Genomic DNA, 24,298 nt, shown 5'->3' with positions numbered 1-24,298 from the left:
GGATCTCGGATCTGGGTTAAAGCTTGCTCTAGCAAGGCTATCATTCTGACGTATGCCGATAGAAAATAATCAAGGATTAGTTACCTAATCAAAGGGATGAAGGAGAGGATACATATTGTTATCGTTTAATTGGAGAAAGACGGTTTATCTTGTTATAAGCTTCGTATTGTTGTTCAGCATAATCGTTCCATTCGAGGTGCGATCAGTTTATGCTGCAGATCCTTCTTCACCTGTTAAAGCGGAGAAAATAGACGCAGGAGGTAATGCTTCAATGGCGTTAAAGTCAGATGGTACCTTGGTTAGCTGGGGGCCTGGTCAACTAAACGTCCCCGTAGGCTTAAGCGATATTATGGCAATTGATGTTGGGTATTTTCATATACTTGCATTGAAGTCAGATGGCACGGTGGTCGGCTGGGGGAACAACAGCTTTGGTCAACTAAACATGCCAGCGGGCTTGAATGATGTGGTGGCAATCGCCACAGGAAGCAGCCATTCGCTTGCATTGAAGTCAGACAACACGGTTGTCGGCTGGGGTAACAATACCAACGGTCAAACCAATGTACCAGTGGTTGTAGAAGGGGTAGTGGGGATTGCTGCAGGAAACATCCATTCGCTTGCACTGAAGTCAGATGGCACAGTGGTCGCTTGGGGAGGCAACAATAGGGGTCAAACCAATGTGCCCGTAGGCTTAAACGGAGTAGTGGCGATTGCTGCAGGAGAAACTCATTCACTAGCGCTAAAGTCAGATGGCACAGTGGTTGCCTGGGGATCTAATCAGGACGGTCAAACCAATGTGCCAGCGGGCTTAGACGGAGTAGTGGCGATTGTTGCAGGAGAATATCATTCATTAGCGCTAAAGTTAGATGGCACAGTGGTTGCCTGGGGATACAATAATAGTGGTCAAACCAATATACCAGCCGACTTAGAAAGAGTAGTGGCGGTCGCTGCAGGTCATTTTCATTCGCTTGCCTTAAAGTCAGATGGTACCGTAATTACCTGGGGATCTAATCAGGATGGACAAATGAATGTACCTGGGAATGCCAATCTGAGCGGGCTTAAGCTACAGGAAGGGGATTTCACAGAATCCTTTGATCCTTCAGTCATGGACTACACGTATTATTACGACGGTCAATCGCTGTCCAGTGTAGATGTAACGCCGACACTCGAGAGCACTGACCAGACAGTTATGTATGTGAACGGTGAGCTGCTGCCGTCAGGTAGCACGAAGATGATAAACTTTGCGGGAGCAACCACGGATACGGTTATTCCTGTTCGCGTGGAGCCCTACTTGTTACCCGGTAAAACGTATACCATTACGCTGGCGATCGATTCAACGCCTCCGGAAGTGCAGTTTGGTACGAATGGTGGTGTAGTGGCAGCGAAAACTGCAGCGAGTATCGTAACGGTCAGCGACCTACAAAGCGGAATAGATGATCATTCACTACAATATGTGTGGACGCAAAGTACGGCCGTTCCGGCAATGGGCTGGTTCCCCTTTAGAGACGGCGATACGTTGAGTCAGACTAGCGGGAATGGAAGTTGGTACTTACACATTCGCGCAGTAGACAAAGTGGGGAATGTTAAGGAGGCTGTTTCGAATCCGTTTCTACTGGATAACACAACGCCGGCACCAGCACCGAGCCCAATAGATCAAGGCGGTAATTCGTCTGCTCCGCCTGCAGTAACCTCATCTCCATCTAACCAGGCAGCTTTAGCTAAAATAAATGTTTATAATTCCGGAAAGGCATTGGAATTATCTCCTAAGTTCACGTCGGGGACTACGACGTATACAGTAGAAACAGACGCTGCGCAGGTTGAACTGGAAGTAGCTTCAGCCCATCCCAAGGCGGTTGTGAAGCTGTTGGGAGAACGGATAAGTGAGATGACGACTGTTCCTTTGGTGATGGGTGCTAATGTGTTAACCCTTACGGTTCAAGCTGAGGATGGAACGATCAAGACGTATACCGTCACCATTAACCGTATGACCCATGATGAACATCATGTTCCTTCAGCTCCGGTATGTCGGTTCACGGATATCGAGAATCACTGGGCAACATCAGATATATGCGAGGCAGCCGAATTGGGTATTGTGGAGGGGATGGATGCCCAGACCTTTGTACCAAGAGGCAACGTAACACGAATGGAGTTCGCCGTTATGCTGATGAGGACACTTCAGATCCCGATACGTAACGAATCAAGTGAGGTATCTTTCAGCGATGCAGAGAGCATTCCGGCATGGGCACACCTGACGATCCAGACAGCCGTATCTGAGGGCGCTCTGCAAGGATATCCCGACGGAACATTAAGACCGAAGCAAACGGTAAGCCGTGCAGAGATGGCTACAATGGTATCCAAGGTCATGGAATGGAAGGCTGGCAGTACGGATAGCCCCTACTTCTCTGATGATACACACATTCCAACATGGGCCAAAGCTTATATCGAAGCTGCTCGAGAGCACGGACTTCTGAAAGGGCAAGCGGGTAATCGATTTGTTCCGGAGGGACGAACAACAAGAGCCGAAGCTGCGGTTGTACTCTTGCGACTTTGGAAATCTATACATTAAGCAATAAAGGACTGACCCCTGATGTCATTAGATGACAACAGGGGTCAGTTTTTGTTGAAGCCTGATAGGAGATATGCTTGTAATCCATAATTCCCTCTACTATTATGGATAGAAAAGGCATAAGGTGTATATTTTCTTAATTTAAATATAAAGGGACCTGATGTATGAATTCCACTGTAGAACTTATCCTGATGATTGTTTCATTGATCATGACGGGTATCATCTTACTCACTGTGTACGGGTTTAGACGAGAGCGCGGAGTAATCTACCTCGTAGGTTTGATCGTATGCCGAATGATGTACTCAAGCAGTATCATTCTGGAGAGACATAGCGATGTATTTATGACTAAATTAATTTTTCGCAATATTCAGAATACGACCCAAAATGTAATGGTCCCTTTCTTGATCTTATTCGTTTATCACTTAGTCGGTCGAGACAAGCTGCTGAAGAACCAATGGAAGATCCTATTGTTTGCCGTATTTGTATCGTGGTCGTTGCTTATGTGGCTTGACCCAAACTTTCATATTATATATCTGACGATTGAGCTTTATAATGGCCACCTAGTCACAACAAAAACCCTCTATTCTAGAGCATTCAGCCTCATTTGCTATAGTGCAGTGGTTATATGCCTCTACTATTTATTTCAGTATGTAAGGAATATTAGGAGTGATTATCGTAAGCCGGGAATGTGGGTTCTCCTTCTGGCTACATTACCGTTTGTCCTGGAGATTATCAAATTTGTGAAGCCTGAGTGGTCATCATGGTTACTTCCATTAACAGTTTACTGCGGATCTACAGGGACAATTATGCTGGTGATTATTCTGAGGATTAAGTTCTTCTCTACCGTTCCGATTGCCAGGAATATTGTGCTCGATACGTTGCAGGAGAGTATTGTGATTGTGAATGGTTCGGGAAAGGTCATCGATAACAATAATCGAGCTTCACAATGGTTCTCAGAGTTGGGCTATACCAATATTTCGGGTCGGAATATATCGGAAATCCTAGCGTCCTGGCCAGAATGGTATAAGCTGAGCAAGTCTATGCAACCGGGCAGTGTAGAGATTGATAAGTGGCTGGATGGAGAAAGAAAAATATATAGTGTAAACGTATATCCATTATATACACTGGGTAAGGCACAGGGTAATATTTCTCTTATTTTTGATATTACAGAGAAACAACGGCATCTGGAGCAGATGGCACAGTTGAACCAGTTGAAGGATCAACTGTTTACAATTATATCGCATGATATTCGCAGTCCGCTAGCGCTGCAGTTTCAACTCGTGGAGTTACTGGAGGCGGACAGGCAATCCTTCGCTGCGGATCATCAGGAGATCATTGAGCAGCTGGGTGACCAGATTCGTAATACACTTGGAATGGCTAATAACTTGTTGGAGTGGTTTCGCAGTCAGGTTGAAGACATGACACTTCGTCCAGAGTTACTGGAGCTTTCGGAGGTTGTTGAGGACTGTTGTCATATGTTACACATTAAAAGTGAGAGTAAACATATCAGCGTGATGAATAAGATTGCTATAGGCACCCATGTATATGCAGACCGGGAAACAGTTGGTTTAATTATTCGTAACTTATTAACCAACGCCATCAAATTTTCCGAATTGGGTGGTTTAATCGAAGTGTACGCTCAGTTGTCAGGAGACATGGTGATCGTGTCCGTTCGTGATAACGGAGTAGGTATGGAAGAGGGGCGAGTTCGTCAGCTATTTAACGAGAAGCAACTCAACTCCATGGCGGGTACATTAGGTGAAAAAGGGGCAGGGCTTGGACTGCTCGTAAGTCGACAGTTCGTACAACTAAGTGGTGGAGATATGTGGGCAGAAAGCACGGTGCGACAAGGAAGCGTATTTCACTTCACTTTGAGAGGCGGAACAGAGAGATGAAAGTTCTCATCGTTGATGATGAGCCTGCCATGCTGTTGGCAATGAAGCGGATGCTGTCGAATATGCAAGATGTGGAGATTGTCGGAAGCTTTCAGAATGCGGCAGAGGCACTCGATTTCGTTAAGAACAGGGAAGTGGATCTCGCATTCCTGGACATCCAGATTGCTACGGACAATGGATTAGAGCTTGCACGCAGCTTGATCTCAGTTTGTAATGATCTTGACATTGTGTTTACCACTTCGCATGCAGAATATGCGATTCACGCTTACGATGTTTATCCGTTGGACTACATGGTTAAGCCGATTTCCAGAATGCGACTGGCTCAGACGCTCACTAGGGCGGCCAGCAGACGCAGATCTTCTTCTAATCTTGCTGACGACCTTGTGCCTAATCGGCTGACGGTTCATGGACTGAGTTGCTTCGAGGCTAGCAGCAAGCAAGCGGGTACAGTGAAATGGAAATCCAAGAAAAGCATGGAGCTATTTGCCTATCTGCTTGTTCAACAGGGTAGAAGTGTAGCCAAATCCCGAATCCTGGAGGATCTCTTCCCAGGGAGGCCTCTCAAGCAGGCAGAAGTGTACTTGAATACGATTGTCTATCAGCTTAGAAAGGTGTTATCCGAGCATGGGTTCAAGGAGATGATCCTATCAGCGCAAGAGCAATATCGGGTAGATTTAGATCAAGCCGATGTTGATTTTATTCGATTCGAACAGACCATGTTGGAGTTATTTGAATTCAATATAGCTAATGAAAAAGCGGCCATAGCGTTAGAGAAACAGTTCGTAGGCGAGTTGTTTGAGGGTAAATCTTTTGATTGGGCGACAGGGGAACGTGAGAGATTGTTAATTGTGTACGTTTCCTATGCCAAGCGTCTTGCAAGCTGGTTGCTGGAACGGAATCAATATAATGAAGCAGCACGCATTGCCAGAAGAATTGTATCCCGCAATGAGTTTGAGGAAGAGGCAACATTGCTGTTGTTAAGTATATTGGGAGCCATGGGAGATCGAAAATCACTACATAACCACTATGAGCAATATACACAATTACTGCTTCATGAACTTGGATTACAGCCTTCGCTGTCTATTCAACAGCAATATGAACAATATCAATGATATTCTCCTGATAAACAAAAAAGAGCCGCAAAGCATGCGGCTCTTCATTTTTTTAACGCCCGCCCGTATTGGAAGCCCAGACAGGAATCCAACTGTTCGGATAATTGCTATTGGTCAGGGTTGTGTTATAGAGAACTAAATTCCCATCACTTTGCATGACCAGTGTGTCACCCGTTGTGTTAGCAGGTAAGCTGCTCCCGTGATGACCTGGAATCCATGAGGTGGTATTGGGAGACCAGGCAGCTACCTGTACAGAAGTATCAATCATCAAAACTTTATCCCATCCCCAACCGGTGTAATATTCGAATTTACCTGTAGCCGGGTTGAAACCATAACGATAACCATATTGGTAAACGTCTTGATATTTCATGCCATATTTATACATGACAGGTTTCCCGTACTGTGATTCAAAATTGAACGAAAGAGCCCCACTGTTACTAGTTCCGCTACTCCAGAGAGAAGAACCGTTTTGATAGATAACAAAGTTCCCGTCATTTTGCCAGATGGCTGAGAACCTGCCATCTTGGGAGGTGAGATAGTCACCCTTAGCCATGCTTTGGCCGATCGTGAGTTTATCTCCAAGATAGCCAGCAGAAGCTGTTGCTGGTACGGCAAATGCAAGAATCAACAAGCAAGCCATAAGAACTCGAAAAGATCTGGGAAAAAGTCGTTTGTTCATTGGACACGCTCCTATTTTTCTTATAATGGTTAAAGTTAAATGCATAGAACAACAAATCCTTACAGCTATTGCATGTTTCTACGTTGTATTCAGTCAGGAGCGGTGAGGTAACACGTCCCCATCTGGTGTAAAATGGGAACTAAGATCTAAAATGCTCCCAACGGTCACCTCCTTTAATAGAAGTGTGAAAATCTTTGATACATATTATGTAATGGGATGTGTGTGTTTTAGGAGATGGAAGCTAAGTGTTTTTTAGTAGAGGAGTTATATCATCAAGTGAAAATGCATACTTTATTTTCCATTATAGCAACAAAAAATATAAAAGCCATATTTTTCTATATGAAATTTTGAATCTATTACTTACAACCAATGCGTTATAACTTCTCGTCTCCTGAGCTAGAAAAAAACCTGTTATTCGATTGAATAAATTGAAGCTAAACACTAATTTTGGTGCAGATCGAGATATAGGTATTCATCTCCTCTATCAATCTCTCAACTTTTTACACCCATTTTATATATTTAATGATTTTTATGAATTGAACTATGGTAAAATATCTCAGGATCTAAAATTGGAGAGGGGTTTTTTCATTCATGTTTTGGAAAAAAGTTTTGGGTAAAAGCACACTGCGTGTAGCTACCGCTGCACTATTACTCACGCAACTATTGGGCGCAACAGGTTCTGTCTCTGCCGCAGGTAACGATGTAGAAGTACACTTGATTGGAATCAATGATTTCCACGGTCAGTTAGATACCACATCAATCGTGGGTGATAAGAAGGCAGGAACGGCTCCAATTCTAGCAACCTATCTCAAAGAAGCTCAAGCCAAATATGAACACTCTCTACTCTTCCATAATGGGGACTCTGTTGGTGCATCTGCTCCAGCCTCATCTTTGGATCGTGACGAGCCTACCATGGAATGGATGAATATGATGGGCTTTGATGTAGGTTCCTTAGGGAATCATGAATTCGACCAAGGTGTCGCTGCTTTAAAGGCACAGATCTTTGGTGGCCTTGATCCAAAAGAAGGTAAGGTAACACATGCCGGTGCAAAATTTGATTACGTCAATGCAAACGTGATTGAAACTGCCACAGGAAAAACATTGATTAAGCCGTATGTGATTAAAGAAGTGGGCGGAGTCAAAATTGGATTTATCGGACTAGTGACGAAATCAACACCTGCCAAAGTATCTCCATCTGGGACAGCTGGCGTACGTTTCTTAAGCGCAGAAGAAGAAGTGGAAGCCGTTAATAAATATGCCAAAGAATTGCAAGACCAAGGTGTAGAAACGATCATTGTTTTGGCACATGATCCAGCAACAACCAAAGAAGGTGTAACCACTGGAGAAGCAGCTGATCTGGCAAAAGCTTTACCGGCGGACTCCCCTGTTGACGTTATCGTTGCAGGTGACAATCATGCTTTGGCTAACGGTGAAGTGAACGGAAAGTTGATTGTGCAAGCCTACTCATATGGTACGGCGTTTGAAGATATCAAGCTGATGATTGACCCTGCTACCGGGGATGTAACTGAAAAATCAGCGACTGTTACAACGACTTTCCAAGAGGGTGTAAAAGAAGACCCTGAATCTTTAGCTATTATTAAAAAATCATTAGACAAGCATCCTGAGCTGACGAAACCAGTAGGTACAACGGATGGTTCTGTTACCCGTACAGATGCTTATAATAACGAAGCCCCTCTGGGCAACCTCATTGCAGATTCAATGCGTGAAGCAGACTTTGGGGATAAGGCCAGTGCTGCTGACTTTGCATTTATGAATCCAGGCGGTATTCGTGCGGATCTGCCACAAGGCGATGTGACCTTTGCTGATCTTGCCAAAATCCAACCGTTTGGTAATACTCTAGTAAAACTTGAGCTGACTGGCGAACAGGTTAAAACCTTGTTGCAGCAGCAATGGGGTACCAATGCTGACGGTACACCTAATACCAAAACACTCCAAATCTCTGGTTTGAAATACACTGCAGATTTCAATAAGCCAGTCGCAGAACGCGTTACTGGTCTTAGTCTGGAAGATGGAACAACGATTGATCCTGCAAAAACATATACGGCTGTAGTTAACAACTTTATGGCTGCAGGTGGAGATAACTATAAAGTGCTGCTGGATGCTAAATCATCCCTGGCAGGTCCTATCGATCTGGATGTATTCTACCAATACATCGTAGACACGTATAAGGGCGGTAGCATCGAAGCTAAAAATGAAGGACGTATCACAAACCTGGCTGCATCTACTGAGCCAACAGAAACACCTGTAACAACAGAAGTCATTTCTCGTGCTGAATTTGTAAGTGCTCTGGTCGACATGTTGAAACTTAACGAAGTAGCTACAGCACCTGTATTCAAAGATGTTGCGGCTAATGCTGCATATGCAGATGCGATTGCTGAAGCTATGCATGCTGGATTCATTCAAGGTTTTGGTGGAAACTTCTATCCTGATCGGGATATCACGCGTGAAGAAGCTGCTACCATTCTTGCTAAATTGGTAAAAGATCAAGCGACTGATAAAGACGCTGCTACAATTATTGCTAGTTTCGAAGATGGTAAATCCGTGTCTGCCTATGCAATTAAACCTATGGCAAAACTGATTGACAAAGGTATTTTTGCTGGAACAGATAAAAAATCACTTCAACCTAAACTAGGTCTGACTACTAACGATGCAAAAGCATTAATTGAAAAAGCTGTTGCAGCAAAAGCTTCATAATGTAGAACTTATTCAAACTTTATATTAAAACAGAGAAACACATCCTATCGGGCGAATGAGCATTCCTCTACGGATAAACCCTCTCATCAAGTAGTTCTTTAATTGGTGAAAAGGGTTTATCCAAGAGAATGCCATATCCCAATTTAGGATGTTTTTTTTATGCTTAAAATCCACGATTCTATGGAGAAATCTATGTCTGAATTGGCTCTATGGTTTGGTTACCGTTTAGTGTTCAGAATTTGGTAAGGGCTCTACAGTAAAATGGTAAGGCAAGCCATATGAACTTGATGAATTTTATCAGTTTCTGTTGTAAGGATGGAATGGCCAAAGAAAAGGGAAAAAGTTTCTGGTTGCTGCAAAAATTTTAGAAGTGGAGGAGATTTTCGTTTGAAACAAAAACGCAATATAGGTAAACCGATATTGTCTTTATTTCTGGCAATGTTGCTCGTCTTGCAGACCGTGATATACTCCACCGCCGCATATGCGGAGAGTGTGCCAACCGATTCCGGAATGGAAGCCGTCATTGAATCTGACTCACCGAGTGCCGACGAACCACTTTCGGTACCTGAGGCAGTGTACGATGCACCGAATAATTTCGTAGCGATGGTGGCAGTCCCAACGGACAAAACAGCGGTATTTATGGAATCCAATTCAACCTTTCCGCTGGAAGTGACACAGGGGAATGCTGTTATTAATCCAAACGGTATTATTCAGGGTAGACAGCCCTTTACGCTCAAATCGGAAGGTCTCAAGGTACCAGTGAATGGTGATGACCCAAATCCAACTAATGCAGATCCTGAGAAATACATCCAAAAGGGTGACTGGATCGAGCTGAAAAGAGAAGATTACTTCAAGGAAGTGGTGCTGCCAACAGCTACTAAAACCTTGAATGCACAGACGGAATCAGGTACAAAACAGCTGGGTACCGCCTATTTCACTCCAAATAGCATCAAGATTGTATTTAACGGTGATGATTATTTTTTCAATGGTGTTGGACGAGGTATTGCCTTCAGCTTTGAATCTACGGCCAATGCAGATATAACGGGACTAGCGTATGGCGATAAAAAGCCGATCAACATCTTTGGTGGTGCATATCAGCTAGAGAACCCAGATGTTACAGCAGAGTATAACATTACTTTAAGCTCGCCTGGAATGATCAGGTGGGATCAGTATAGTTATCGCGGAATTCAACCAGCGCAATTTGTTGAGGGAGCTGTTACCTGGCAGTCAACCGTATCTGCGTTTGATCAGTTTGATAAAACAATCAAATTGCCACTAGACGGAAAGACCTTTTATACGAATCCCTCAACGTACAATACCAGCCCTGGAAATGCCCGCGGCACCTATATGGAGGAATCATTTAAAGTAAATGACCAAAATGTAACTCCAGTCGTTGGTCCAGACGGATCGCTGACTTACATTTTTCCACAGGGAACAGGTCTAGATCCAAAGGTTGAATATAAAACATGGATTTCAAAGGAAGCTTATTATTACGAGTATCGGAATCCGCCAGCCAATCTCGGTCGCAGCCACCGGGATATGAATGGTAAAGTGGAACTGAGAAAAGACAATAATATGTTGGTGCAGTCAGGTTTGGAGATTTCCTTTGCTTCCGACTGGATTCAGGCCAGCGCTTCGTATGACCATGCGAATGAAACCATTACATGGAAGGTAACGGTTAACCAATATAATAAAAAAGGGTTAAAGGACTTCACCATCACAAATGTATTACCGGCTGGGCTGGAATTTGAATCGGCTGCATGGCAGACATGGGTAAATGGCGCTGTATCTGAAGAAACGCCAATTACACCAGATTCAAACGGCGTTTATTCCTTCGGGGATATTAACGGAAAAGTCGAATTGTTGATTAAAAGCAAGGCAATAAGTGGTTCCAGCTTCCAAATTGACCCTCGTGCCAACTGGAATTTGGATACAACAGGTGGTATACAGAACAACGATGTAATGACGGGTAAAAGACCTATTGCGGTGACAGATGAGGCAGTCGTCAGCATTGGCGCACACACGTTTACAAAAACAGGCGCAGTATCAACCGAGGATTATAACCTGGGCAGTATCACGTGGACCGTTAATCTAGCACCACAGTATGCCTTACCTAACGCGGCAGTATACGATGTCCTTGTGCATGGCGGTGACTTGAACGTCTTGGACAACGCTGTAGATGAAACCAGCGAGGTGAGTGCGGAGACAATTGCGAAAATTAAAGCAAATATCACTTCTGCGCAGCTTTGGAAGCAGTACAAAGCGGGAACTCTGAAGTCGAATGCAACCGGATTGACGATGAAAGCTATTCCATTAACCGTGGACGGTAAAGTGGTGGCGGATTTGATCAAGGTGACCGGATACACCGAAGAAGCGGCATCCTTCAGCTTCCGTGCACTTGAGACCAACCCGAACATTCTCTTCAGACAGGATATTAACGCAGGGAAAACTGTTTCGAATCGGGCTTTGCTCATTGATGGCGAAACCGTAAAAAAAGCAGATAACAGCACCAACCTACACCTGCATATGTTGAACAAGGATATGCTCTTTGCTTCGAAGCCATTAAAAGTAGATGGTACTTTTGAAAATGTGACGCCGAATAACGTTAGCAGTTACATTAGAAATGATAACAATGAAGCATGGACAATTTCTGGCTATGACAGGACAACCAAAACGGTCACATTCCGTTTAGGGGTAAATATGCCTGGATATAACACAGAAGAAATGGCTAAGGATGGCGGTAATCGAGTCATTAGTAATATTAAGCTAGTGGATACACTTCCCGAAGGCTGGGAATTCGTTCCTTTTTCTGAAACTAAGGACTTTGAGCTTTGGAAAGGATTTTCGGACAATGGTGCAGGAACAGAATATGGTGTTAGAAACGATGCTAGAACTCTAATTGAACCAGGGACTAGTTCTCATGTAGTCCATTTTTCACACATTGGAAACGAGGGGACTTTCACCTTCTCCAAGTTGGAAAGTCCTTATATCATTCTGGTGAAGGCAAGACCTTCCAACGATGCTCTGCAGAAGTATTTAGAGGAATACACCATCAACGGCACAGACAAGCAGGTGCTGTATAACAAAGCCGATCTTCATATGACATGGGGGGGAGTGGAGAAGGTTGTCACCGAACAGCGCAAAGTTATTGTACCTATTCAGACCCTTGGAAAGTCGGTAACTAAGCCAGTTCCAGGAGTGCTGGAATGGACGGTGAACTATACCCCGCCATTTAATATGAAGCAGGGTGTTTATTTGCAGGATACCCTGGGTGCAGGCATGAATTTGCGTTATGAAGAAAACGGAAAGCTTGTGCTGACATCACCTAGTATGGCAGTCTATCCTGCTAAATTGACCGCAAGCGGCACTCTTGAACGAGAGGGCGCAGCACTGGACCTCAGCGATCCGAATGCTGAAGTTCAAGTAGAAGCTGCACCAGGCGCAGGTGGCACTACGGTTCTAACATTTAAAATGGACGACCCTAATCAGCTTTACCAGTTTGTGTACCAAACAGAAGTTGATCCATCTACAGCGAAAGCTGGAGACACAATGGGCAACAAGGTAAAACTGGAGGGCGATGACAATCTGAAATCTGTCAGTGCCAGAAGCGAAAGCACGCTGGACAGTTCGGACGTGGCCGGCAGTTCAAGTTCCAATGCTCTGTTGCCTCTGAAAAAGGTAGATCCCAATGGCAATCCGCTAAAAGACGTAGAGTTTACACTCTATAAGAAAGACGGCGGAACTATAATCACCAAAGGAAAAACCGATAGCGGAGGGAAACTTAATCTGCTATTCCCTGATCCAGGGTATTATGAGCTGAAAGAAACTTATATTGACACCAATACTTGGCTACCAACTACAAGGGTATACCAAGTATATGTAGGGAATACGCCAGGGAAGCCCATCTGGGTAGACGGGGTGAAATTAACCTCTGATAATCCACTGATCGTGCCTACACCGGCCCAAGGCAAGCTGACCATTACCAATAAGGTGGAAGGCAACGGCAGTGATCCGGACAAAGAGTTCGAGTACACCGTGACCATCACCGGCGAAGGTAAGGACAGAGAGTATACCTATAAGAAGTCGGATGATACGTTTGGCACGATCAAGAGCGGAGGCAAGATTGTCCTTAAGCACGGGGAATCTGTGACGTTCCCAGCCTTGCCTGCGGATCTGGTCTATACCGTAACCGAGGCTGATTATACATCCGTTGACGGTTATACGACGATACCGGGTACGAGAGAGCTGTCTGGCTCAATCGTGAATAAAGGTGATCACAAGGCGGATTTCATCAATGAACGGACCGTTAACAAGCTGACCATCAGCAATACGGTCATGGGCAACGGCGGCGATAAAACGAAGGAGTTCGAGTACACCGTCAACTTTGAGGATACAGGCAAAGAGGAAAGTTACTCTTACTTGAAGACGGACGGCAGCACAGGTTCGATCAAGTCCGGCGGTAAATTCCGCCTTAAGGATGGAGAGGCACTGGATATTTTGGGTCTGCCTAAGAATCTGAAATACACAGTTACCCAACAAGATTACACAACCGATGAATACATGACTACTCCTGAGGAACGGTTCTATACCGGAGTCATGAAAGGCATTGATGAAGATGCCCCATTCACGAACGTGCGAGTTTTGAAGGGTGGCCTATTAATCAGCAACACAGTTAAAGGCAAAGATGAAGACAAGAAGAAGCTGTTTAAGTACACGGTTGCCTTCACTGGCGAGGGATCGGACGAATCCTACGTCTATGAGAAGTCAGACGGCAGCAAGGGCATGATCAAGAGTGGTGAGAGCTTTGAGCTTACAGATGGCCAGACGTTCATTGTCCAAGGGCTTCCAACCAATCTTCAGTACAAAGTGACCCAAGATGATTATACGCAAGATGGCTATGTGACTGATCCAGAGAGTCTCATTCACATTGGCACTATTCCAGAGAAAAAATGGTCTGAAGCACATTTTGTCAATACCCGACCGTATCTGGAAGGCGTGTTGCGTAACAATAACACAGGAGAAGTCATTCCGAATGCACCGATTAAGGTAACCGATCTGAAGACAGGCGAAGAGATTCAGACGCAGACGAATGAGAAGGGTGAATATTCAATCCCAGCCGTAGCGGATACCGACTATACGATCAGATATACGAAGATGTATCGGGTAGGCGGTAAGGATGTACCTGTTGAGTTTACGCAGAAAGCAAATGTGAACAGAAGTGTAACGGACGAGACTGTTCCAGCGGACATTACGGCCGTGGGGATCATTCTGTTTAAACAACTGGATGGAACAACAGTGCTATTCAACGATTTATTGACTAGCCAGATGCATATCTATTTGAAAGACAAGGATGGCATTTATATTAAGGAAAACGGCCAACCTAAAGCATTCCCTATGGCTACGAATGGAACTTTCTCTGTGGAAGGGCTAAGCGAGCAGACGTACACAATGGAAGTTCGCTATCAAGCTGAGACCGGCGAGGAATTGCTCCTCAAAGTGGCGCAACTTGACGTTAAAGCTAACGGAGAGCTGAATATTTCAGAGGAGTTAGTCGACCCTTACGGTACGGTCTATGATGAAACGACAGGAGATGCCGTCACTGGCAAGAAAATTGATGGAGCCAAAGTTACACTGTATTATGCGGATACGCAGCGGAATAGAGATAACGGCCGCATTCCGGGTACGAAAGTAACGCTTCCAAAGGTTCCAAATTTCCCGCCGTACGACAACGAGAGCCCGGAGCAGAGTAGTGATGCAGATGGCTTCTATGCGTACATGGTGTTTCCTGAAGCGGATTACTATCTGATCGTAACGAAGGACGGATACGAAACGCACACAAGTGGTACCATTTCAGTCGATTTTGACATTGTCAGGTACGATGTGCCAATGAAGCCAATTAGTTCTGGTGGCGGCAATGGCGGCAATGGTAACAACGGAGGCGGCACCGTAACGCCAGATCCGGGCACCGTAACGCCTGAACCGGGCACGGTAACGCCTGAACCAGGCACGGTAACGCCTGAACCAGGCACGGTAACGCCTGAACCAGGCACGGTAACGCCTGAACCAGGCACCGTAACGCCTGAACCAGGCACTGTAACGCCTGAACCGGGCACGGTAACGCCAGATCCGGACACGGTAACGCCTGAACCAGGCACCGTAACGCCTGAACCAGGCACCGTAACGCCAGATCCGAGCACGGTAACGCCTGAACCAAGCAATGGTAACGATCAGCTTAAGAACGATAGCAACGAGTTGGACGATGCTCCGAAAACTGGAGATAACAGTGAATCGCCATTCTTGTATATGGTTTTGGCGCTGATGTCCTTAATGACGATCGGGTTCTGTCTACTCGGGTACAAGAAGAAAAAGCACATCCAGTAATGGAAGGGAAGGCGGTAAGAAAAATGAGCAAAACTAAAAAAGTTCTTATCGCTGTTTCCTTGCTTGTGTTGGTATTTTCACTTGTCAGTCTTGCGAGGACTTTCTTGCGAGATTATGCCGAGAAGCAGAAAATCGAAGAGTTAACAAAGGTTTGGAAAGAAGGATCAGAACAAGGGGGAGGGGATGCATTCCCTTCCCTTTTGTTCAATAAAGGCAATGAGCCGGTTATGCTTCCCGAATTTCGAGATCTTTACGAGAGGAACTCAGACATCGTCGGCTGGCTGAAGATTGACGGTACCCGAATTGAGTACCCAGTCATGCAGAGCCCACAGGATTCGGAGTACTATCTCAATCATGATTTCGATAGAAAAGAAAACCAAGGCGGTCTTCCTTTTTTGGACGAGTCTAGTACGACCAACAATTCGGACATTTTGCTGGTTCATGGTCATCACATGAAAAGTGGTTGGATGTTTAAAGATTTAATGAAGTACAAGAACGAAAGCTTTTATCAAGAACATGCGACGTTCCAGTTCAGCACGCTTTACGAAAAGGAAGAGTATGAGATTGTTGCCGTTATTCTGTCAAAAGTTTATCGCAAATCGGACGACGTGTTTAAATACTACCAGATTGAGAATGTAAGTACGCCCGCCGAGTTCGATTCATATGTTCAGAATATCAAACAACTCTCTCTTTATGACACAGGTGTAACAGCACAGTATGGGGACAAGCTTATTGTACTGTCCACATGCGAGTATTCGACCGAAAACGGTAGGTTAGCGGTGGTGGCCCGAAAGCGTTAATTGACGATGCTGAAACACAAAATCAATCTATTTTATTTCGCGTTCTCTCCTTAGAGGACGCGATTTTTCTTGTCCCCGAAATAAGGTGCTCATGGACATGTGGCTTGAGGAATTACGCAGAATGATAAATTCTGACGAATCCAACGAGTATCGAGGATGTATACATTTGAGATGAGGACATGAAGGCCACTCCATCGTTGGGGTGGTCTCTATGCTGATCAACGACGCAGACTGGAAGGAGACGCTTTTGATCATATTATGGGGTTAAATCGACAAATCTATGTTTCTATGATAGGGTTGAATCATCCCATAGGCATTCTACTCTTCGGAGTAGAGTGCCTTCATGTATATTATGGGTGCTTACATTAAATGTATTTTAAAATTAATTGGATCGTATATGGAGGTGGTGATGCTATGTTTCTCTCTTTAGCCCCAACAGGGGATGGTTGGATGAGTATGAAAAATGTGAAAATATCATTTAATAAAGAGGAGCGAACATAGCATGACTACTAGTTTTCAAGCGGAGAACCGCATTCCATTAAATACATCCCGACTTAGGGATTTACGTAAATCCGGGCGTTTGCCAGGTATTGTTTTTGGCAAAAATACGGAGAATGAAATGATTCATATTCCAACAATACAATTTCAAAAATGGTTGAAGCAGGGTACGTCTGGTTTTATCGAACTGCAGTTTGAAGAGAAAGGCTCATTGACTGTATTGTTGGAAGATCTCCAGCGTGATCCAGTTACACGGGATTTACTTCATGTGGATTTTCAGCAGGTGCAGACCAATGAGATCCTGCGTACTAAAATTCCTGTCAAGTTCAACGGCACACCGATTGGCACAAAACAGGGCGGAGTCGTGCAAGTTCAATTATCTTCTATTGAAGTGGAGGCATTGCCGAGACACTTGCCAACGTCGATTGAATTTGACATTAGTACTATGGAACTTGGAGAAACGATACATGTAAGTGATGCTAAGTTTGCACCAGATGTGACGGTGATCTCTGAGGGAAATGAGTCTCTTCTCTCTGTAGTTAAACCTTAACAATTCCAAATTCGCAAAGCTGAATAATTCAAAATTAGCCGTACGGGTGATCATCCGTACGGCTAATTTGTGCTGATTACGAGATGTTGGCGTGATCCCATCCTCACAAGGCGGGTAGTCTGGAATTCACCTCACGTATGTCTTTTGCTCGCGTACAGGCGTAATGATCCTGATATTTCGCTACCTTTTCAAAGTTCATTCGCAAAATTCAGGTGTAAAGTAGGTAGACTCAGGAAAGGTAATCACTATAATGGAAATAAGATACATATATAGCTGAACCTGACCCGCTAAGGTCATTGGCATAACATTTCTAAACAGGGCGGTGAGCGAAAAGAAATGGACAAATTAAAGAATAGCGGATTCTATAAACTGAGATTCTTCATCACTCCTGAAGAGTTTAAAAGCCTTTTGCAGCTTTTGGAGCATCGGCAAGCGCAATTCTATCGTACCAATGCTGCCCGAACAGAGCATGATTATAATCAGGTGTACGAGGAGTATCAGACGTTCTATCAGTATTTTGTGGCAGGAGAAAAGAGAGATGACATCCATCCCTTCTTTGTTTACTCTATTTCTATTGCATCAGAACAAGAAAGTTCAGGATTTTTTGTAAGAAATGAAGAGGTTTCTTTTCCATATCACGGACAATGGGCAGAGGATGAACTGCCGTGTATCTTGCTTTCATTTCCGAAAGGTTTTCAAGTTGATTTGGAAGATGAAAAAGGAAAGTACTATATTTATGAGGATATCCGTGAACATAAGCCGGCAACTTATGCGTTTTTCGATGAAATAAGAGATTCTATCAAAAAAATGACCAAACCCCTTCGCTTCTCAGCCCTTGATGCAGATGCGATGAAGGAGCAAAAGCCCTCTGTGCGTATAAGCCATGATGCAATGCACGAATTGAGCCAATCGTGGATCTTCAGTAAATATGGACTTGTGATTCATGGCAAATAGGAGGGGCTGAAATGACGTTCGCCCTAAAGCTTATCTGTACCTGGGTACTGCTAGTTGCCTCATGTTCAGCGGTATGGTGGAGCTTCAGAACAGAAAAGCTTATAACCGTCTCTTGGCTGGCGTTTCTGCTACCGGCTGTCTTCCAGCTTGTTACGGCTTTCCGGATTGGTCCAGGCCAAGCAAAGTCACTCATCGTGTTCGGCTGCATCAATCTAGTGTTTGCTGCCCTTGTGGGTGCGGGTGTCTGGTATCTAGTCCAAATAGCCAATTCATATCGAAGGGGCAAATGATCAACGAATGGAAAGGGGAACTCTAATCGTGAAGCCAATGCAAGAAATAGAGCCGCTGGCCATAGAGATCGCTGCTGCCGCCAGAACGTCCTTTTGTACTCTTTTTGAAAATGGTGAACGTTACTATTATTGTACGTTATACACTACTGGCGAGGGACATGCGCCAAGTATCTCTGCATGGTCGTGGGAAGCTTTGGCGTTAGAATCGGCTAGGCAAGCAGAGGAAAGTGATACGCCGGTATCCACGATTGCGGATCTCATCAAATGGTCGTATGCGGATTCGCCCTATTGTTGTTTTGGGGATGATCACTTTGACGATGTCAAACAACGATATAACGAGCGTCCTTTCATTGCGGAACTGGAGAATGATGATTGGAATCGCGAGTTGGATGTGAGGCTGCACGCCATGGAGCTGGCGATGAAAATGCTCGATGATGAAGGCGTGTTTGCCTTAAATCAACCACGAGAGTCCGTATGTGTCCTTGTTGAAGTCATGCCGCCGGATAAGATCAATACCGAAATTGCCTTACGTTTGAATCGGGCAGAATCTCCGGCTATGCAAGCATGGTTGGCGGAGGCGGCAGAATAGAAGCATCAGGAGCGTTACTACGATGCTCGCAAGGCATACATACGACTTAATCTCGACAATCTTACTGAATCGGCAAATAGTAGACGATCAAATTTCCCGAACTACCTTTGTACATTAAAGGGTGGTTCTTTTTCGTGTTTGAGCTACGACATCAGAAGCTACCAGTTCCCCCTCTACCACTGTACAAACACACTTTTTCTGCCTTGTCCACATTTATACCTCACCAAAACTATTTAATTGCATCTAATAGATTATCAATAAAAAAGGAGGTTTTGAGAATGGGAAATAGAAGACCTGGAGCACCTAGTGGTTATGACCCTGTTCAGATCTATAACTCGACTTCGTTTAATGCGAGTGGAGTAGTGGAGTATGCATCCATTTTTTGTAGCAACGATAGATATAGTGTTCAGCGTGACGAGACTTGGAGATCTTCCGACCGTGGTGTGTGCCTGGTAACTAGAATCACCGCGACGGTTAGAACACCGAGTGGAAATATTGAGGCTGAACCGTATACCTCTTCTGGTACTTCGTACAGCCAGTTCGCCATTATACAGGTAGGGGTAAATCAGTTCCGAGTGACACGTGTTACAAGTGCGATTAGAAAATGCCGGAAATAACCGAAGAGGGTTAATATCGAGATTAGGTACGAAACATGAAGAGACGACTTGCCGGGCTAGCAGGCAGGTCGTCTTTTTTCGTTTTAATGTTCTTTGTACCATAATATTCTGCGGTGCATCGAGGAATCTTTCAAAAGTCGGAAAGGCCGTAAGGCTGGTTGATAATTGCCTTCGATAATCCAAATTCGCCGTTTCTTGTCGATGGCTATATCGAATCCAACTTGTCTAAGCATAGGGTAATGCTCTCCCAATCGTTTGGCAGCTAATCGTGCAACTTGTTCCGCTCTGACAAGTAAGCGCCGATCTCCAATTCGAGCTAGTCTCAGTGCTTTAAAAACGGGAATGGGGCGGTTATTCACATTGGTGACTTGGTATCCTTGTGCCGCAACTTTAGCATAGGAACCTGTCACGTTCCAAGTGGACGAGGAACTCTTTTTGCGCTGAACCATGATCCGAATGTCGAACGGCCTGTGTTTAATTTGAGCAAGCTGCAGACGCTTTTGGACAATATATTCATCACTTTTGATTGTTTGTTCGAACCATTCGAGTAACTGCTCGTTGTCTCTCATGGTGACTGTGTTATTTTCATTTTGAATACGATAAGCATTTGCACCGCTTCGTTTAATGAACAGGATACCCCTTCCGTAACTGCCATTACGAGGTTTCAGTACAACGCTGGGATACTGAAGAAGCATCTTTGTTAGCGTATCCTTCTCAAGCAACTGTGTTTCTGGCAACCGTTCAGCGAGAGAGGGCTCATCGCGCAGAATGCCATACTGCAACCATTTGTCTCTTTCGAATAACATTGGAATCACAGCCTTTTTTTCAATCGTCTACGGTAATTCTAATTCAAATTCGTGATCCGCATAAGTGGCCATTCGTCCAGATTTGTAAGTTGATGCATGTCCAATTGGTCGATGGAGACAGAAGATGAACTTTTGCGAGAAATGACTGCATTCTGGGGAGGTGTTCATTCACGCTTCGAGTAGCTTCTGGATACGAAGGTTCACTTCTAACACCACCGTGGATAACGGCATGCCATGCTGATGCACGTACTGAAACGAGAGCCAAATGTGTAATGGATTGAGCAGTGCTAGACTAACCCTATACTAGTATTTTTCGCCTATAAACTAGCTTATAAAAGAGTGCAACTTTTTTACCAATATATATACAAGTTATTCGTTTACTGTATGCCTTTTCGATGTTATACTCACAATATTCAAAAAAGAATTTGTGAAAATATGTCGAATTGAGGCTTATCAGGATGATTATAGGTAGACAAAACGGCGAAACGATCATCCTCATTCCATCGCTTGAACCGGATGAGAGACTTCCAGCCTATGTACGGCAATTGCGAGAGTATGGATTTACTAATATTGTTATTGTAGACGACGGATCTGGTGAGGCCTACCAGTCGATTTTCGAGGAGCTTCGTGAGAACGGTTGTGCTCTGCTGACACATACGGAAAATCAGGGGAAGGGTGCGGCACTCAAGACCGGATTTGAGTATATTGGGAAGCAATTCGACGCATCTTCCTTCGTCGTAACCGCTGATTCAGATGGACAACACGCAGCTGAGGATGTATACCGCATAGCCCAAGAAGCAAGGATTTATCCGGACTCATTGGTGCTCGGGGTAAGGAATTTCAGCGAGGGGAACATACCTCCAAAGTCCCTGTTAGGCAATCGAATGACCTCCTTTATTTTTGCCATGCTCTATGGTAAAAAACTGTCAGATACCCAGACTGGGCTTCGTGCCTTCGGTCCAGGGTTACTTGCGTTTATGCAGGATGTTCGCGGCACTCGATTTGAATATGAGCTGCAGATGCTCATCTCGTGCATTCAGTCTGGCATACCGATTCATACGATGCCAATCCAAGTCATTTATGAGAATGGCAATGCAGGCACTCATTTTAAAGCGATCCAGGATAGTGCTCGGGTCATGGGGGTGTTGTTCTCCAATTTCCTGCGGTTCATTTCATCATCGGTGGCCAGTTCTGTTGTGGATTTAGGCATCGCCTGGTTTTTGATCGACGCGTTGCGGCCCGTGTTGGGTGAGCAGCACTATTTAAGAATTCTGCTTGCAACCGTGATTGCGAGAGTGATTTCCATTGTGGTCAACTATGTACTGAACAGACACTTTGTATTCCGCAAGGAGGATAGCCAGGGCAGTCTATGGCGCTATCTGACGTTATGCGGAGTAGTGATCTTGCTTTCCAGTACCGGTGTATATATATTCCATACCGTTCTCTTCGTAGATGAGAAATTGGCGAAATTCGTCTGTGATGCCTTGCTGTTCCTGCTCAGTTTCCAATTGCAGCGAAGATGGGTATTTGCAGCAAGGAGGAAGCAGTTGTAGTGCAAAACGAAAAAAGGCAGAATATCTTTTTTGTCATCACGATGATCCTGATGTCGATTTATTTGGTATGGCGTACGTTCTTTACGTTGCCATGGGGTGAGGGCGTTCTGAACGTCATTTTTGGTATGCTGCTGATTGTGGCTGAAACGGTCACCGTACTGACAACCTTTGAATTATTCTTTCAAAAGATGCAAAAAGAACGTACACAGCTCGACTTTCCAATCGTTCCGCCGGAGTATTATCCGGATGTGGATGTATTTATTGCTACGCATAATGAGCCTGTTGATCTGTTATATAAAACCGTTAATGCCTGTACGTTCATGGATTACCCGGACAAGCAGAAGGTTCATATCTATCTCTGTGACGATGGAGCAAGAACTGAGGTGGAGGAGCTTGCCAGACAGTTTGGCGTGGGGTATCTGGGGTTCCCCGGAAACAAGGATGCCAAGTCTGGTAATCTGAACAATGCACTGAGCAAAAGCTCTTCGCCGCTCATTGCAACGTTTGATGCGGATATGATTCCGCAGCACACCTTTTTGATGAAAACGGTACCCTATTTCATGCTCTCCACGTTTATTAAGGAGAATGAGGTATGGCGTCCTCGCCGAGAGGACGAGATGGACCCTAAGTTCAAGCTTGGTCTGGTACAGACCCCGCAAAGCTTCTACAATCCGGATCTATTCCAGTTTAACCTGTATGCAGAGCAAGGTATTCCGAATGAACAGGATTTCTTCTCCAGAGAAGTGAACATCCTGCGTAATGCCTCCAATGCGGTAGCCTATACAGGAAGTAATACGATCATTTCGCGGCAGGGCATGGAAGACATCGGAGGTTTTCCACTCAATACAATCACCGAGGACTTTGAGACAAGCATCCGCTTGCAGCAGGAAGGTTATATTACCTATGCGACTCAAGAGGTTCAAGCTGCCGGGCAGACAACAACAACAGTGAAGAGCATGATTAAACAACGGATTCGTTGGGCACGGGGTATCATTCAGAGCCTGCAGAATACGCGTGCACCCTTATCTGGCAAGCTTCCTTTCTGGACGAGAGTGACCTACTTAAGCAGTTTCTTATACTGGTGGTCCTTCTTTAATCGGTTGATTTTCATTTTGGCACCTATTTTGTTTGCGTTGTTCGACTTCCAGATTGTGAATACAACCTTTTGGCAAATCCTAATATTCTGGCTTCCATCTTATTTCTTCTATAGTGTATCCATGCGATATCTGTCCAGTAATATTCGGAATCAGCGATGGAGTCAGGTTATCGATACCATATTTATGCCTTATCTGATCTGGCCGGTTCTCCTGGAGACGCTGGGAATTCGCGAGAAAAAATTCAAGGTCACCAACAAAAGCAGAGCAAGCGGTCGACAATGGATGTCTGCTCTGTTATATGCACTTCCGCATATCTTCTTGCTGTTGCTTTCCATTGCAGCCGTGATTCGGTATGTGAATGGCAAGTACGGCATTGCGCTGTTCTTCAGCAGTATCATTATTTTCTGGCTGATTCATAACATGATTGCGCTGTGTTATGCCCTGTTCTTCATGGTTGGCCGCCGTGCGTATCGGGAGACAGAACGGATTCGGGCGCAGGAAGATGTCACTATTCACGACCAAGCCAACAATCTACGATATCAGGCCAAGACGGTGGATGTATCAGAGCAAGGTATTGCCTTCTATGTCCCTTATCCCATTTATTTGGCTGAACAGAAAATCATCTCTTTGGTCGTCAAAACCGACCGCTATGAGGCCAATCTCGATGCAGTCATCGTTTATGTGAAACAGGATGGAGAGGGCTGGCGTTACTCCGCAACGGTTCAGCCGATTGATGAGAATGATAACCGACAATACATGCAAATTATCTACGACCGTAAACACTCATTGCCAGAGCAGATGAATCTGTGGGATACGGCTTATGACGATATGTTACGTAATGTGAAAAAACGGATTGTTCAACCCAGATCGGATCAGCGAAAAATGCCGCGGCTTTCCCTTCAGCTTCCAGTTCATTTCACCAATGATGCTAGCTGTACGCTGCGCAGCTTCAATTATCGTTTCTTCTCCGCGACGGATTTCCATGGTGATATTGCGGCAGGAGCGGTCGTTACTTTTTATACAAAGAGTAATATTGAAGTCATTTTGCAACATACGGGAAAAACGACAGCCCGTGAGCGCGAAGTGCTTCTCTCGGTGGAGAATATCGATGATATTGTGGAGAAGGGCCTGATCGACCAATTGCTGACTGATTTGATTCAGCCACATTCTGATCGTGCCACCAGAGAGGGTTAGGAGAG

Annotated in this window: 15 protein-coding genes; 13 read left to right on the top strand and 2 right to left on the bottom strand. The window is 44.8% G+C overall.

Annotated elements, in window-relative coordinates:
- Positions 1-271 precede the first annotated feature (271 nt).
- From NST38_RS30155 to NST38_RS30145, 3 genes are all read left to right on the top strand, one after another.
- Complete coding sequence (locus tag NST38_RS30155) at positions 272-2,563, top strand: S-layer homology domain-containing protein (protein WP_076252127.1); 2,292 nt, start codon at positions 272-274, stop codon at positions 2,561-2,563.
- Between the two features lie 164 nt (positions 2,564-2,727).
- Complete coding sequence (locus NST38_RS30150) at positions 2,728-4,458, top strand: sensor histidine kinase (RefSeq protein ID WP_076252125.1); 1,731 nt, start codon at positions 2,728-2,730, stop codon at positions 4,456-4,458.
- Entirely contained in the window at positions 4,455-5,570 is a 1,116-nt protein-coding gene (locus NST38_RS30145; protein ID WP_076252123.1) for a response regulator, read from the top strand. Before NST38_RS30150 ends, NST38_RS30145 begins: the two co-directional genes overlap by 4 nt.
- 52 nt (positions 5,571-5,622) lie before the next feature.
- On the opposite strand, the gene NST38_RS30140 is transcribed toward NST38_RS30145, so the two are convergent.
- Positions 5,623-6,249: a hypothetical protein gene (locus tag NST38_RS30140; protein ID WP_076252121.1), complete on the bottom strand. Its 627-nt coding sequence runs from the start codon at positions 6,247-6,249 to the stop codon at positions 5,623-5,625.
- Between the two features lie 591 nt (positions 6,250-6,840).
- On the opposite strand from NST38_RS30140, the gene NST38_RS30135 reads away from it, so the two are divergent.
- From NST38_RS30135 to NST38_RS30100, 8 genes are all read left to right on the top strand, one after another.
- A complete protein-coding gene (locus tag NST38_RS30135; protein WP_076252119.1) occupies positions 6,841-8,964 on the top strand; it encodes a bifunctional metallophosphatase/5'-nucleotidase in 2,124 nt (707 codons plus the stop codon).
- A gap of 387 nt (positions 8,965-9,351) precedes the next feature.
- Positions 9,352-15,345 (top strand): DUF7601 domain-containing protein, encoded by a 5,994-nt coding sequence (locus NST38_RS30130; RefSeq protein ID WP_341344258.1) that lies wholly within the window; start codon positions 9,352-9,354, stop codon positions 15,343-15,345.
- Between the two features lie 23 nt (positions 15,346-15,368).
- Entirely contained in the window at positions 15,369-16,145 is a 777-nt protein-coding gene (gene srtB, locus NST38_RS30125) for a class B sortase (protein WP_076252250.1), read from the top strand.
- A gap of 502 nt (positions 16,146-16,647) precedes the next feature.
- Positions 16,648-17,193: a 50S ribosomal protein L25 gene (locus NST38_RS30120; protein WP_076252115.1), complete on the top strand. Its 546-nt coding sequence runs from the start codon at positions 16,648-16,650 to the stop codon at positions 17,191-17,193.
- A gap of 336 nt (positions 17,194-17,529) precedes the next feature.
- Positions 17,530-18,147 carry a hypothetical protein gene (locus NST38_RS30115; RefSeq protein WP_076252113.1) on the top strand — a complete coding sequence of 206 codons (618 nt, stop codon included), beginning with the start codon at positions 17,530-17,532 and terminating at the stop codon, positions 18,145-18,147.
- An 11-nt stretch (positions 18,148-18,158) separates the two neighbouring features.
- Positions 18,159-18,437, top strand: a complete 279-nt coding sequence (locus NST38_RS30110) for a hypothetical protein (protein ID WP_076252110.1) — start codon at positions 18,159-18,161, stop codon at positions 18,435-18,437.
- Between the two features lie 37 nt (positions 18,438-18,474).
- Positions 18,475-19,026, top strand: coding sequence for a DUF4303 domain-containing protein (locus NST38_RS30105; protein WP_076252247.1), 552 nt, complete (start codon positions 18,475-18,477; stop codon positions 19,024-19,026).
- 278 nt (positions 19,027-19,304) lie between these two features.
- Entirely contained in the window at positions 19,305-19,643 is a 339-nt protein-coding gene (locus NST38_RS30100; RefSeq protein ID WP_051449797.1) for a hypothetical protein, read from the top strand.
- An 83-nt stretch (positions 19,644-19,726) separates the two neighbouring features.
- Here NST38_RS30100 and NST38_RS30095 read toward each other — a convergent pair whose 3' ends face one another.
- Complete coding sequence (locus tag NST38_RS30095) at positions 19,727-20,449, bottom strand: YheC/YheD family protein (protein ID WP_036671837.1); 723 nt, start codon at positions 20,447-20,449, stop codon at positions 19,727-19,729.
- Between the two features lie 458 nt (positions 20,450-20,907).
- On the opposite strand from NST38_RS30095, the gene NST38_RS30090 reads away from it, so the two are divergent.
- The gene (locus tag NST38_RS30090; protein ID WP_076252108.1) at positions 20,908-22,002 is read left to right on the top strand and encodes a bifunctional glycosyltransferase family 2/GtrA family protein; all 1,095 of its coding nucleotides are present in this window, start codon (positions 20,908-20,910) and stop codon (positions 22,000-22,002) included.
- Positions 22,002-24,293 carry a glycosyltransferase family 2 protein gene (locus tag NST38_RS30085; RefSeq protein WP_076252106.1) on the top strand — a complete coding sequence of 764 codons (2,292 nt, stop codon included), beginning with the start codon at positions 22,002-22,004 and terminating at the stop codon, positions 24,291-24,293. The genes NST38_RS30090 and NST38_RS30085 overlap by 1 nt, the downstream gene beginning before the upstream one ends.
- Positions 24,294-24,298 lie beyond the last annotated feature (5 nt).

This window comes from Paenibacillus sp. FSL H8-0104 (genome assembly GCF_038050215.1).
In the GTDB taxonomy this organism is placed as follows: domain Bacteria; phylum Bacillota; class Bacilli; order Paenibacillales; family Paenibacillaceae; genus Paenibacillus; species Paenibacillus amylolyticus.
Note: the sequence above shows the minus strand (reverse complement) of the source record. Positions and strands in the feature narration are given on the sequence as shown.